The 13,582-nt window shown below is 69.9% G+C and carries 11 protein-coding genes; 2 read left to right on the top strand and 9 right to left on the bottom strand.

What is annotated here, in order from left to right; all coding sequences use genetic code 11:
* Window positions 1-8: 8 nt before the first annotated feature.
* Window positions 9-1,751: a stealth conserved region 3 domain-containing protein gene (locus ACKTSN_RS24405; RefSeq protein WP_409471063.1), complete on the bottom strand. Its 1,743-nt coding sequence runs from the start codon at window positions 1,749-1,751 to the stop codon at window positions 9-11.
* Between the two features lie 352 nt (window positions 1,752-2,103).
* Between ACKTSN_RS24405 and ACKTSN_RS24400 the strand changes: the two genes are divergently transcribed.
* Entirely contained in the window at window positions 2,104-4,524 is a 2,421-nt protein-coding gene (locus tag ACKTSN_RS24400) for a helicase-associated domain-containing protein (protein ID WP_409471062.1), read from the top strand.
* A gap of 22 nt (window positions 4,525-4,546) precedes the next feature.
* Here ACKTSN_RS24400 and ACKTSN_RS24395 read toward each other — a convergent pair whose 3' ends face one another.
* Both ACKTSN_RS24395 and ACKTSN_RS24390 read right to left on the bottom strand, forming a co-directional pair.
* Complete coding sequence (locus tag ACKTSN_RS24395; protein WP_409471061.1) at window positions 4,547-4,876, bottom strand: branched-chain amino acid transporter permease; 330 nt, start codon at window positions 4,874-4,876, stop codon at window positions 4,547-4,549.
* On the bottom strand, window positions 4,869-5,609 hold the full coding sequence (locus tag ACKTSN_RS24390) for an AzlC family ABC transporter permease (protein ID WP_409471060.1): 741 nt from the start codon (window positions 5,607-5,609) through the stop codon (window positions 4,869-4,871). The genes ACKTSN_RS24395 and ACKTSN_RS24390 overlap by 8 nt, the downstream gene beginning before the upstream one ends.
* Window positions 5,610-5,671: 62 nt before the next feature.
* Here ACKTSN_RS24390 and ACKTSN_RS24385 point away from each other — a divergent pair, with 62 nt between their 5' ends.
* Window positions 5,672-6,133: an Lrp/AsnC family transcriptional regulator gene (locus ACKTSN_RS24385; RefSeq protein ID WP_409471059.1), complete on the top strand. Its 462-nt coding sequence runs from the start codon at window positions 5,672-5,674 to the stop codon at window positions 6,131-6,133.
* A gap of 2 nt (window positions 6,134-6,135) precedes the next feature.
* Here the strand turns inward: ACKTSN_RS24385 and ACKTSN_RS24380 are convergent, their stop codons facing one another.
* The 6 genes from ACKTSN_RS24380 to ACKTSN_RS24355 all read right to left on the bottom strand — a co-directional run bounded on the left by ACKTSN_RS24380 (window position 6,136) and on the right by ACKTSN_RS24355 (window position 13,540).
* Entirely contained in the window at window positions 6,136-6,921 is a 786-nt protein-coding gene (locus ACKTSN_RS24380) for an Fpg/Nei family DNA glycosylase (RefSeq protein WP_409471058.1), read from the bottom strand.
* Window positions 6,922-7,012: 91 nt separating this feature from the next.
* Entirely contained in the window at window positions 7,013-9,028 is a 2,016-nt protein-coding gene (locus ACKTSN_RS24375; protein WP_409471057.1) for a beta-galactosidase, read from the bottom strand.
* Complete coding sequence (locus tag ACKTSN_RS24370) at window positions 9,025-10,338, bottom strand: glycoside hydrolase family 36 protein (RefSeq protein WP_409471056.1); 1,314 nt, start codon at window positions 10,336-10,338, stop codon at window positions 9,025-9,027. Before ACKTSN_RS24370 ends, ACKTSN_RS24375 begins: the two co-directional genes overlap by 4 nt.
* Before the next feature lie 27 nt (window positions 10,339-10,365).
* A complete protein-coding gene (locus ACKTSN_RS24365) occupies window positions 10,366-11,253 on the bottom strand; it encodes a carbohydrate ABC transporter permease (protein WP_409471055.1) in 888 nt (295 codons plus the stop codon).
* On the bottom strand, window positions 11,250-12,233 hold the full coding sequence (locus ACKTSN_RS24360; RefSeq protein ID WP_409471054.1) for a carbohydrate ABC transporter permease: 984 nt from the start codon (window positions 12,231-12,233) through the stop codon (window positions 11,250-11,252). Before ACKTSN_RS24360 ends, ACKTSN_RS24365 begins: the two co-directional genes overlap by 4 nt.
* Entirely contained in the window at window positions 12,230-13,540 is a 1,311-nt protein-coding gene (locus ACKTSN_RS24355) for an ABC transporter substrate-binding protein (RefSeq protein WP_409471053.1), read from the bottom strand. Before ACKTSN_RS24355 ends, ACKTSN_RS24360 begins: the two co-directional genes overlap by 4 nt.
* Between the last annotated feature and the right edge of the window lie 42 nt (window positions 13,541-13,582).

Raw genomic sequence — 13,582 nt, 5'->3', positions numbered from 1 at the left:
CCCCGCGTTCACGCCGGGGAGGAATCGCCTCCCGAGCACGGCGATGCGGAGCATCGCCAAAGTGCGGACACGGAGCGTCCCAAGCGCGCTACAGTCAGTGCGTTCCGGGCGAGAACCAAGTCCGGCGCAGTGCAACACCTTTGTCTTTCAGGGCACCGGGCAGGTTCCGTCCCGGCTGGCGTTGATCGCGTCAGACTCCCCGCTCGCTGAGCGGGAGAGCAGCGTGAGTCAGGAATCTCCCTCGCTTTGCGGGGAAGAGGGTTCAAATACCGGAAGCTGTACTTCCCCGGCACTTTGCGGCCGGGGATCAGCGCGTACTGGTAGAGCAGCGGGGCCGTCATGGCGATGTCCTGCGGCGAGCGGAAGCGGGACGCCGTGGTACGGCGGACGTCCTCCTCGAACAGCTCCTCGAGCGCCTGCAGCGTGCCTCGCTGCTGCGGCAACGGGGTGTGCATGAAGTTGTTCGTCGTCATCCGCCCGAACTTCTCCAGCAGCAGCCGACGGACGTTCTTGCTGGCGGAGTTGGTGGCCGTCTCCTCGGCGTGCGGCTTGCCGACGCCGATCTTTAGCGGGGACACCGGGATCTTCATCAGACCACTGCCGTGGAAGAAGTGCTCCGCGGTGACCCGGCGGCCGACGAACACGTCGTCGTTGAAGTACAGATAGTGCTCCGACAGGCCCGGGATGTGGTGCAGCCGGGTCTCGATCGCGTGGGAGTTGAACACCGGCAGGACATCCTGCGGGAAGATGTCGCGGTGGTCGACGACCGTGATCCCCGGGGCCCGGTCGTCGAGCCAGTGCGGCTTCTGGCCGTCGGTCACGATGTAGATGTGCCGGACGAAGTCGGCGTACATCGCGAGCGAGCGCAGCGAGTACTTCAGCTCGTCATGGCTGGTGTAGCGGGAGGCGTTGGTCTCCTTGTCCAGGATCTCGGCGATGCCGTGCTCCTGGTACCGGGCCCGCTTGGCCCGCATCTCCGGCTCCTCGCCGTCCACCCACGTGTAGACGACATCGACGGGGAAGGTCACGTCGTTCACGGTCGGCAGGGTGAGCGGGACGAAGCTCGGCAGCTCCCGGTCGCCGACCCGCACCGCGGCCGGCTTCTGCTCGGATGCCGGCAGTACGTCGGTGATGCCGTTGTTCCGCGGCGCGATGAGGGACTCGGCGAAGATGTCCTCGGAGGCCTGCGGCTGCACCTTGGCCAGCCGGCGAGGCCCGTCGTCGGAGGCGAGGAGCTGTGCCCCGTCCTCCCAGAACTCGACGTCGCAGGCGAGCTCCGGCCCGGCGAGCAGCTGACCGGAGGGCCCGAGGTGGTTCTCCCCGATCCGCAGCGTGGGGGCCGTACGCAGCGGGGTCGGCAGTACACCGTCCATGAACAGTGCGGGATTCTTGAGCTTTCCGCCGGGCAACGGTCTGCCGATGAACACCGCCTTCCCCGCGTTCTGCGCCTCGAGGACGGTGAGGAAGCGCTCCCGGTCGACGGCGTTCACGCCGACCGTGTGGCGCGTACGGGAGGCCGGCACGAGGAAGTAGGGGATACCTTCCTGCTCCAGCGCGGCGACGACCAGGCCGAGGTTGGCGGCGGCCGCCTCAGCAGCGCTGAACCGGGTCACGACCCGTCCGTAGAGCTGCTGGCCGCGCACCGCCACCGGGCGGAGCACCGGGTCCGTGACCGCTGCCCTGCGGCGCCGCCGCATGGTACGCAGCTGCCACACCCTCTCGGCGGCCTTCCGCTCGACTCGCGGTCGCATTCGCCGGGCAAAGGAACGCACGGTCACGTTCTGAGCTCCTCTTCATGAACCCCTACACATCCCTGCGTTAGCCAGACAGATGCATGCGATGGAAGGTTGCAGAAGAGTTCTCCGAGAATTAACGAACGATGGGTCGTCCGCGCAACTGACCCGAAGCTGGACGTGGTATAGAGCTGTCGCCTACGCGGGCGCATCGTTGCTCGAAGTCCCGGCCTTCGGTTGCACTTCCGGTTGAATCCTGCTGCCGTGTGGCGCGCGCCGTCCTTCGATGCGCCATCCTTGTGCCCTGCCAGGACCGTCGCCGGTCCGGAAGACACATGGTGCTCTGTCACGGTGAGGTGTTCGCATCAGTATGCGCAGCGGATCGACTCTGGCCGCATGGCTGCACGGTCTTGACACCCCACGGCTGGAGCGGGTTCTCGCGGCTCGTGCGGACGCCGTGTCACCGCCGGAGCCGCGATCGGTCGGCGAACTGGCGGACCGTCTGCAGCGCCCGGCGTCGGTGGCGTTGGCGCTGCCCCGGATCGCGCTGCCGCATCTGCAGGTGGCCGAGGCGCTGGCAGCCGTGGCGTCCGTGCCGCGCGCCGGCCTGGCGCGGCTGCTGGGAGCCACGGGCGAGGAGAGCGCCTGCGCGCTGGACGCGGCGCTGGACGTGCTGGCCGATCACGCACTGGTGTGGCCGGACGACAAGGGCCTGCTGCACATGGCGGCCCCGCTGCGGCAGGCATGGGACGCACCACTGGGGCTGGACGCACCCCTGACCCGGCTGCTGGCGGACATGACCTCCGAGGAACTGCGTTCCATACTGGTGGCGTTGGGCGAACGGCCCGGTGGCACCAAGCAGCAACGGCTGGCGGCTCTGGTGGATCACCACAGCGACCCGGAACGGATCGCCGCACTGGTGGCACAGGCACCCGCGGCCGCCCGAAAGCTGCTTGAGCGGCGGGCGAGTTACGCGCCGGACCGGCCGGAGTTCACCGTCTTCGGGGCCCCGCAGGCCGACTCGGGGCCGGGTGCGCGCTGGGCGCTGGAGCGGGGACTGCTGGTCCAGGACCGTCACCGGTACGGAGCCGCCCGTATGCCGGCCGAGGTGGCGCTCGCACTGCGCGGAGCCGACTGGCGTGCCCCGTTCGAGCCCGTCCCGCCCGTCGTGCCTACGGTGCCCGTCGGCTCGGCAGAAGTGGACCGGGAGGCGGCAGCCGCGGCCACGGCGTTCGCCGCGCATGCCGCCTCGGTGCTGGCGGCGTGCTCGGCCGTTCCGCCGAAGCTGCTGAAGTCCGGCGGGGTCGGGGCACGTGAGCTGTCCCGGATCGGCAGGGCAGCGCAGTGCGACGACATCGCGGTACGTCTCGTTCTGGAAGCGGCGTACGCCGCCGGGCTGCTGGCCCGGGACGGCGACCAGGTCGCGGCGACGGAAGACTACGACGCCTGGGCGGAACGAGAACCTGCCGAGCAGCTCACCGTACTTCTCCAGGCCTGGCGGACGCTGCCGCTCACCCCGGCCCGGGCCCGCGACGAAGACGGCAAGGCGCTGCCCGCACTCGCCGGAGCACCGCCCTGCACGGGCTGTGTACAGGCCCGGCACGGGCTCCTCACCGCCGCAACGCACCTTCCTGCGGGCCGGGGAGCGAAGAACGCCGCGGAACTGGGGCCGCTGGTCGCCTGGTACCGCCCGCTCGCCGATCAGCTCCCCGAGGACACCACACCCTTCGCCACCCTGGTCCGCGAAGCGGAACTGCTCGGCGTCATCGCGCGGGGTGCCCTGTCCCGCATCGGTGCCGCCCTCGAGGCCGAAGACGCCGAAGCACTCGCCGCGGCCTGTCAGCGGCTGCTGCCGACGGCCACCAGGACAGCCCGCTTCGGCGCCGACCTCACCGCAGTCGTCACCGGCACACCGTCCGCCCACCTCGCCGACCTGCTGGATGCCGTCGCCGACAGGGAAGCCGGCGGCACGGCATCCGTGTGGCGCTTCAGCCCGAGCACCGTCCGCCGTGCCCTGGACGCCGGCCGGACACCCGACTCCATCGCGGCCGACCTGGCCGCCGTTGCCGTCGGCGCCCTCCCCCAGCCGCTGTCGTACCTGATCCACGACACCGCGCGCAGCCACGGCCGGATGCGCGTCACCTCCGCGGCCTGCGTGATCCACGGCGAAGAACCCGCCCTCCTCGCCGAACTCGCCGCCCATCGGAAGCTCACCCGCCTCGGCCTGCGGCAGCTGGCACCCACGGTGCTGGTCAGCCGGACCCCGCTCGAGAAGACCCTGGCCGCACTCCGGGCCGCGGGCTACGCCCCCGTCGCCGAGACCGCTGACGGAACCGTACGGGTGGAGCAGAACCGGCGCCCCCGCGCCGCCGGCCCGGTCCCGCCGCCACGCCTGCCGGGCGGCACGGCGGGCAGGCGGAACGCGAGCGCCCGTACACCGCAGGTCCCGGCGACCGTCGACCTGGGCGCCCTGGCCACCAGGCTGCGAGCCGCGCCGCCGAGCACCCCGCAGCCCGAACCGGGCAACGGAATCCCCTTCGACAGCGACACCGAGGAAATCGTCGCCGGGTGCGCGCGCCTGCTGTCCCTCGCCGATGTCCGTCAGCTGGCCCACGCCATCGACGAGGGGCGGGAGGTGACCATCGAGTACGTCGCCGCCTCGGGCAGCCGCACCGTACGCACCCTCAGCGAGCTCGAACTCGACGCGCCCTACCTGTATGCCTGGTGCCACCTGCGCAACGACGACCGCGTCTTCACCCTCTCCCGCATTCACGGTGTCATGCCCGCGTAGCCCCCGCCCTGGTCGTTCGGGCTCAGTGCGCGAAGGCCGTACTCGCCAGGAGCACGTGTACGGCCGTGCCGCCGAGGATGCTCAGGAGGGCGTTGCGGCGCCACAGGTGCAGGCCGACGGTGACGGCCAGGGCAGCCGGCGGGGCGACGGCGCGCGGCTCCGGCAACGGCAGGTCGCGCAGGCAGTAGACGACCAGGATCACCATGACGCCGGCGGGCATGCGGGTGCTGAGGTACTGGACGGTGCCGCTCGCGCGCAGCGGGGCGAGGGCCACGAAGGGCAGGGCGCGCAGGCCCCAGGTGACGGCGGCGGTGACGGCGATCGCGGCGATGGCATAGCGGGTGTCAGACATGGCTCGGCTTCCTGCCGGTCGTGTAGTGGCGGGCCAGGAGCCCGGCCGTGAACAGGGCGAAGGCGGCCAGGAGCAGATGGCCGGGGAAAAGGAGACGGGCGGCCAGGGCGCTGAGGAGGGCGAGCAGGGGGATGGGCAGGTCGCCACGCAGGTCCCGGAGGGCGTCGAGGGCCAGGACGGTGAACAGGGCGGTCAGGGCGAAGTCCAGGCCGGTGACGCTGTCCGGGATGAGGGAGCCGAGCAGGGCTCCGGCGGTCGCGCTGCCGGCCCAGTACAGGTGCATGAAGAGCTGCAGCCAGAGGATGCGGCGGCTGGGCCAGGTGCGGGCCTGGTCTCCGGCGGTCAGGGCATACGCCTCGTCGGACAGCGCGAAGGTGCTGTACGCCTGGCCGAGGCGGCCTGTCACGCGGTGCAGGGGGAAGGACAGCGCGTAGAAGACGTGCCGGACGTTCACCATGAAGGCGGTCACGGCGATCGTCGCCAGTGGGGCGGCGGCGGTGACCATGCCGATGAGCAGGAACTCGAACGATCCGCCGTAGATCAGTGCGGCGGACAGGCCCGCCCACCACCAGTCGAGACCGGACTGAACGACGAGCGCCCCGAAGGCGAGACCGAGCGGGAGGAAGCCCAGGCCCACGGAGGTGGAGTCCGCGAAGGCCGCCCGCATGGGGGCGGGCCTGGACCGACCGTCAGCAACGGCAGTGGTGGCGGTAACGGCGGGGCTTGTGCGCATGTCGACATTTTAGAAAGCTTCTCGCCTTATATGGTTGCCGATTGTGCCTATACGATCTCTTCATGAGCAATGAAATCAACCTCGACGCCCTGGACAAGGAAATTTTGTTTCACCTGCGTCAGGACGGGCGGCTGACCAACGTGGAACTGGCCAAGCGGGTCGGTCTGACTCCGCCGCCCTGTCTGCGTCGGGTCAAGCGGCTGGAAGAGGCCGGCGTCATCGCCGGCTACCGGGCCGTCATCGATCCCGAGGCCCTGGGACGCGGGCTGGAAGTCCTCATCGACGTCGAGATCTACGCCCAGGACCGCAGAACCGTCGAGGAGTTCGAGGACACCGTGGCCTCCTATGAAGAGGTCGTCGAATTCCGTCGCATGTACGGACGCCCCGACTATTTCGTCCGCGTCGCCGCCGCCGACCACGCCGCCTACGAAGCCTTCGTCACCGAGAAGCTCAGCGGCCTGCCCGCGGTTCTTCGCCTCCAGTCCCACCTCACCATGAAGAAGATCAAGGCTGACGGCAGCTGACGCTAAGGACCGGGCTGGCACCGCGGGCACCACATCGTGGTCCGGCCTGCCAGGCGGCACCGGCGCAGGGGGGTGCCGCAGCGTGGGCAGTGCGGGTCGGGGTCGTCGCGGTGGCCGGTGAGCCAGGAGTCACGCGGTGGTACGCAGCCGGCCGTGACCGAGGAGCGCAGGGTGCGGCGCATCTGTGTGTACAGGCGCCGACGGTCGGCCTCGGTGAGATCGCCCGCCCGGCCGGTGGGGCGCAGTCGCGCGCGCCAGAGGATCTCGTCGGCGAGCAGATTGCCGAGGCCGGCCAGGACGGACTGGTCGGTGAGAGCGGTCTTGAGGGTGCCGCGGCGGGAGGACAGCGCGGCCTCGAACTCCTTGCGGTCCACCGCCATCGCGTCGGGGCCCTGGCGGGCCAGCAACCGTGCGACCTCGGAATCGTCGGCCAGCCAGAGGCCCTGGAGCTTGCGCTGGTCGCGGTAGCGGAGCTGACGGTCCCGGCCCAGGGTGAACAGGACGCGGTCGTGGGGTTCGGCGGCGTCGTCGGGATGGCCGCAGACCAGTCGACCGGTCATGCCGAAGTGCAGCATGAGGATGTGGCCGCCGCCGATACGGGCGAGGAGCCACTTGCCGTGGCGCTCGAGGTCGGTGAACCGCCGGCCCTCGAGCGCGTCGCGCAGCCCCCGCGCGCTCACCCTGTGCAGCACGCCGGCGTCACGCACGTCGACGCGTCGGACGACCCTGCGCAGCGCGCAGGACTCGAACACTTTCCGGAATGCCTCGACGTCTGGCAGCTCGGGCATGGAGGGAGCCCCCCAGCAGTCGGCCGGGCACGGTGAGCACGCTCACCTCCATGGTGGCTCCCTCCAGGCAATGTGTTCCCGGTGTCAGGGGCTACTCTCGCGGCTCCCGTACCACCGCCACGCCCCCCGCCGGGACCGTGACCGAACCGTCCTCGGCCGGCTTGCCGGTGAGCAGTTCCGTCGCCGCTGCCGACACGGAGACCTCCGCGCCCCGGCCCGTGTGGTCGATCAGGAAGAGGTAGTCGGCGTCCGGGCCGCGGCGCAGCACCGCCTCGATTCCGTCCGGTGTCGTGCGGACCGGCGCCACGCCCGCTTCCGAGCGGATGCGGTCGAGCAGCGAACCGAGGGTCGCCGGGTCGGGGCGGGTGGCCAGGTACCACGTCGTGCCCTCGCCGAAGGTGTGGCGGGTCACTGCCGGGCGGCCGGTCAGGGGGCCGTCCGTGTACGAGGCCACGACCTGGGCGCCTTCGGTGCGCACCCGCTCCGACCACAGGGTCCCGGTCGCGTCCGGCGCCACCTCGCCGGTCAGGCCGACCGTCTCTTCCGGGAGGAGCGGGAAGAGTTCGTCGCTGCGGACGCCGAGCGCCTCGCGGAACGCGCCGGGGTAGCCGCCCAGCCGTACGTGGCAGTTCTCGTCGACCGCGCCGCTGTGGAAGCCGACCGCGAGGGTGCCGCCGCGGCGGGCGAAGGCGGTGAGGTTCGCGGCGCCCGTGTCGTCGACCAGGTACAGGTTCGGGGCCAGGACCAGGCGGTACGACGACAGGTCCGCGTCCGGGCGGACGAAGTCGACGGCGATGCCCGCGCGCCACAGTGGCTCGTACCAGTCCCGTACCAGGTCCTGGAAGCGGAGTTCGCCGTTCGGCTGGGAGGGCAGTTCCAGGGCCCAGCGGGCGTTCCAGTCCCAGACGATGGCCACCTCGGCGGTGCCGGTGCTGCCGCGGACTTCCGACAGCGCCTGCAGATCCGCGCCCAGTCGGACGACGTCCTGCCAGATCTGGCTGTCCGTGCCGGTGTGCGGCAGCATCGCCGAGTGCCACTGCTCGGCGCCCGCTTTCGCCGCCCGCCACTGGAAGTACGCGATGCCGTCCGCGCCGCGCGCGACGTGAGCCAGCGCGTTGCGGCGCAGCTCGCCGGGGCGCTTGGCGCGGTTGACGGGCTGCCAGTTGACCGCGCCCGTCGAGTGCTCCATCAGCAGCCACGGGCCGCCCGCCAGCGAGCGCATCAGGTCGCCGCTGAGCGCGATGTCGATCTCCGACTCGGGGTCGGTGGACATCAGGTAGTGGTCGTTGGAGACGACGTCCAGCTCGGGCGCCCAGCGCCAGTAGTCCAGCGCGTCGAAGTTCTGCATCACCATGAAGTTGGTGGTGGCGGGGATCGAGGGGGCCGCCTCCCGCAGCACGTCCCGCTCGGCGGTGCAGAGCGACAGCAGCTCGTCGGAGCAGAAGCGGCGCCAGTCCAGCTGGTGCGTCGGATTGGGAACGGCGCCGGTGGCGCGGGGCGGCAGGATCTCGTCCCAGTCGTAGTACCACTGGCTCCAGAAGGTGGTGCCCCAGGCGTGGTTCAGGGCAGCCAGGTCCTCGTAGCGGTTGCGCAGCCAGACCCTGAACGCCGCCGCGCTCGTGTCGCAGTAGCACTCCGCGTTGTGGCAGCCGTACTCGTTGTGGACGTGCCACATCGCCACCGCCGGGTGGTCGGCGTAGCGGTCGGCCAGGGCGCGGGTGATCCGCAGGGCCGCCCTGCGGTACGCCGGGCTGCTCGGGCAGAACGTCTGGCGGCTGCCGTACGACAGTCTGCGGCCGTCCCTGTCCACCGGGAGCGCCTCGGGGTGGGCGCGGAAGAACCACGCCGGCGGCGCGGCCGTCGGGGTGGCCAGGTCGGCGGCGATGCCGTTCTCCTGGAGCAGGGCGAGGATCCTGTCCATGCGGGAGAAGTCGTACTCCCCCTCGGCCGGCTCGAGCAGCGCCCAGGAGAAGATGCCGACGCTGACCATGGTGACCCCGGCCTCGCGCATCAGGCGCATGTCCTCGGCCCAGACCTCCTCGGGCCACTGCTCGGGGTTGTAGTCGCCGCCGTAGGCGATACCGGGGACGTTCAGCACCCGCTTCATCGGGCAACACCGCCCAGCAGACGGCGCGTTGTGGCCACGCCCCACTCGTCAAGCGACAGCAGGCGGTCGCTGGAGGCCATCAGGCCGCCGGTCGCCTCGACATGCGCGGCCCAGCGTTCTCGGGTCTCCACGGCCGGGCGGGCCATCAGGCAGTCGGGGTCGTTGATCCAGAGGCGGCCGTGCTGCCACTGGCGTCCGACGCCGGTGAACTCGGCGGGGTCCTGGCCGGGCTGGCTGTAGTCGTCGGCCTCGGGACGGCGGTGGGGTGCGGTGTCCGGGCTGACCCGCATCGCGTCGAACAGGCCGATCGACGCCAGCATCGGCGCGCCGCAGCCCAGCAGATACGCGTCCGGGCCGATCGCCTCGCGGATCAGCTCGATGCCCGAGCGGTACGCCGTGAGCGCGTCCACCGACGCGTGCCGTACGCCCTCCAGCGCGCCCGCGTAGAGGAAGTCGACCTTGAAGTAGTCGTAGCCCTCGGAGCGCAGGGTCGTGAAGACCTCCGTCAGGTACGCCGCCGCGTCCGGGTGGGTGGTGTCGAGGACGTACAGGTCGTGGCCCCAGTTGCGGCCCGCGTGCAGCGGGGCGCCGTCGGCCGACCGTACGAGCCAGTCGGGGTGCTCGGCGGCCAGTTCGCTCGCCGGGTCGACCAGGAACGGCGCCGTCCAGATGCCCGCCCGGCGGCCCCGGGCGCGGATGGCGTCCGCGATGCCGGCGCGGGAGCGGAAGCGGCCGGAGAGGGTGAGCCAGTCGCCGAGGGCCTTCTGGTAGCCGTCGTCGATCTGGACGACGTCGATGGGCAGGTCGAGCGTGTCCATCGCACGGAGGTTCTCGTGGATGTCGTCCTCGGTGACGGCGGTGAAGTACTCGTACCAGGAGCACCAGACGGTGGGTGCGGTGCGAGGGGCTTCGAGGCCGAGCCCCGAGGCCCAGTCCGCCAGCGTCGACCGGATGTCGGCGCCCGTCCACTCCTTCACCGGGCCGTTCGCGCTCACCTCAGCGGTGCCGTCCGTCACGACCAGCCGGATCGACGGTACCTCGCGGGTCGGGTCGGCCGCCGCCCACAGGCGGACCGGGGAACCGTCCCCGGGGTCGAGGGCGAGCAGGCCCTCGCCCTGGAAGGTGTCGTCCGGGACGGTGTGGCCGGGGCGGTAGCAGACCGTCGCCCAGTTGTCGTTGGTCGGGCGGTACGGCTTGTCGCCGAGGGCGTAGGCGCCGCTGGGGCTCCAGGACTGCCAGCCCTCCTCGTGGACGCGGGCGGTACTGACGTCCACGGGCACGGAGGCGAGCGGCGTGAAGGGGTGGGGCACGGTGGTTCTCTTTCGAAAAGGCGGGCGTCAGCCCTTGTTGGCGCCGAGCGTGAGGCCGCTGACGAACTGCCGCTGGAGCAGGAAGTAGACGATCAGCGTCGGGATAGCGGTGAGCAGGGCGCCGGCGGCGACCAGGTTGGGGTCGGTGAAGTACTGGCCGGAGAGGTTGTTCAGCGCCGAGGTGATCGGCATGTTCTCGCCGGTGGAGATCAGGACGAGGGCCCAGAAGAAGTCGTTGTAGATCCAGATGGACAGCAGCGTCGCCAGAGCGGCCATCGCCGGGCGGCACAGGGGCAGGGTGATCTGCCAGTACAGGCGCCACACCGAGGCACCGTCGACCAGCGCGGCCTCGGTCAGCTCGTGCGGCAGCATCTTCATGTAGTTGCTCAGCACGAAGGCGCAGAAGCCGGACTGGAACGCCACATGGATGAGGACGAGGCCGAGCGCGGAGTCGTACAGCTTGCCGCTCATCGTGATGCCCGGCAGGTCGATGAGCAGGTACAGGCGGTACAGCGGCGTGATGATGACCTGCTGCGGCAGCAGGTTTCCGGCTGTGAAGACCAGCAGCAGGAACAGGTTGATCCGGAAGTCGAAGCGGCTGACGTAGAAGGCGACCATCGACGACAGGAACAGCGTCAGCAGCACCGCCGGGACGGCGATCAGCAGCGTGTTCCCGAAGTAGTGCGTCATGTCCGACTGCGTGAACGCGTTGGTGAAGTTGTCGAAGTTCAGCGTGTCCGGGAGGGACACATAGCCCTTCTCGCTGGTCTCGGCGTACGGACGCAGGGCCGCGTAGATCGCCCACGCCAGCGGCGCCAGCCAGGCCAGCGCCATGCTGCCGAGGACGACATGCAGCAGGACCCGGGCGGGGCGGACCGGCGTGCGCTTCTTCACGGCAACAGTCGCGGTGCTCATGCTCGCCGCTCCTTCCGGAAGGTGGCCACCAGGTAAGGAATGATCACGACGAGCGAGATCAGCAGCAGCACGACGGCGATCGCGGAGCCGTATCCGATCCGGCTCGACTCCCCGACGATGTTGTTGGTCACGAGGATCGACAGGAGCTCGGTGCCCTCGGCACCGCCGTTGAAGACGTAGACGAGGTCGAACGCGCGCAGGGCCTCGATGATGGTGACGACCAGGACGATGGTGTTGGTGGGGCGCAGGGTCGGGAAGACGACGTTCTTGAACGTCTGCCACTCGCCCGCCCCGTCGATCGCGGAGGCCTCGCGCAGGGACGGGTCGACGCCCTTCAGGCCGGCCAGGTAGAGGATCATCATGTAGCCGGTGTGCCGCCAGGACGCGGCGACGAGGATCGCCCACAGGTTGAGGTCCGGGTCACCGATCCAGTCGATGTACTTTCCGGGCTCGTTGGCGCCGATGATGCTGTTGATCAGACCGGTGTCGGGGTTGTAGACGAGCTGCCAGACGAAGCCGATGACGGCCATGGACAGCACGACCGGCAGGAAGAACGCCGTCTGGTAGAAGCGGCTGAACCGGATCTTCTTGTCCAGCTGCACGGCCAGGAAGAGGCCGAGCGGGGTCGGGATCACGATCAGCACGACGAACCAGATGACGTTGTGCTGGACAGCCGGCCAGAACTGCGGGTTCTGCTCGAACAGTTCCTTGAAGTTCTGCAGCCCGACCCACTGGATGGAGTCGAAGCCGATGCCGTCCCAGGTGGTGAAGGCGAGCGCGATCGAGGCGAGCGCGGTCACCCACACCAGGGCGATGTGCAGGATCGTCGGCAGGGTCGCCATCAGACCGAGCGTGAGCCGGTCGCGGCGGGTGAGCAGGCGGCGGTGCCCCTGGGGCACCTTCTTCTGCTTGGCGGGGGCAGCGCCCGGAGGCGGCACGGTGGCCGCCTCCGGGATCTCCTTGGTGATGTCGGTGCTCATGAGGAGGCGAAGATCGTCTTCTTCTGGCGCTCGATCGAGGACAGCAGGCTGTCGACGCCCTTGGGATCGCGGATGAACTTCTGCAGCGCGGGCTGCATCACCGTGGAGGTGAAGTCCGGCCGGCTGTCGCGGTCCATGAACTGGGTGAGGCTCTTGGCGCCGCTGATCATGTCGTACGCCTTCTTCTGCAGGGCGCTGTACGAAGAGGTGTCGGCCTTGGTGGAGGCGTGGACCACGCTCGGGTCGGACTTGAGGTAGATGTCCTCGGCCTCCGGGGTGCCCAGGTACTCCAGGAGCTTGACCGCCTCGGCCTTGTTCTTCGGGTTCTTGCTCATCATGAAGCCGTCGGTCGGCGCCTCGACGGTGTCCTGGCCGTGCGCCGGGTCGATCTCCGGGAAGGCGAAGAAGTCGAGGTCCTCGAGGTCGTCCGGGTTGGTGAACTGCTGGGCCACGAAGGCGCCCATGAGGTACATGCCGGCCTTCTTCGACACCAGCGTCTGGGCCGCGTCCTGCCAGGTGCGGCCGACGGCGCCCTCCTGGTGGTAGGGGAGGATCTCGGCCCACAGGTCGAAGGCGGCGCGCACCTTGGCGTCGGTCCAGGAGGCCTTGCCTGCCATCAGGTCGACGTGGAAGTCGTAGCCGTTCTTACGGAAGTTGATCTGGTCGAAGGTGCCGAGCGCGGGCCAGGCGTCCTTGTCGCCGAAGGCGATCGGGACCAGGTTGTCCTTCTGCATCTGCTTGCACAGGGCGATGAAGTCGTCCCAGGTGGTGGGGACTTCGTAGCCCTTCTCCGCGAAGACGCTCTTCCGGTAGAAGACCGCCCAGGGGTACGTGTAGAGCGGCACGAAGTAGAACTTGCCGTCCTCGCCCTTGCTGAGCTTCTGCATCGCCTCGGGGAAGTTGCCGCTGATCTTCTGCCACACGTCGTCGATCGGGGTGGCGAGGCCCTTGGCCGCGAAGAACTGCATCCGGTACCCGGCGAACCAGGTGAACACGTCGTCCGGCGTGCCCTGGAGGTAGGAGTTGATCTGCTCCTGGAAGGTGTTCGAGTCCTTGGTGTTCACGTCGACCGTGATGCCGGACTTCTTCTTGTAGGCCGCGTAGATGTCGGCGAACGCCTTCTTCGGCACCGGGTCGGACGCCTTGGAGCCCAGGGTGACCGTCTTCGGGTCGGCTGCCGTGCCGCTGCCGCCGCAGGCGCTGAGCAGGGGTATGCCGGCGCCGAGAACGGCGGCGCCGCCGACGCCGCGCAGCAGGGTGCGGCGGCTCGGGCCAGGGAGCGTGAGACCGGAGGGAGTTGTGTGCATAGCGGCTCCTGAAGGGGGGCAGGGTCCGGTCCGAAAATTGGT

Origin of the sequence: Streptomyces flavusporus (assembly GCF_046267975.1) — a bacterium.
Taxonomy (GTDB): domain Bacteria; phylum Actinomycetota; class Actinomycetes; order Streptomycetales; family Streptomycetaceae; genus Streptomyces; species Streptomyces flavusporus.
Note: the sequence above shows the minus strand (reverse complement) of the source record. Positions and strands in the feature narration are given on the sequence as shown.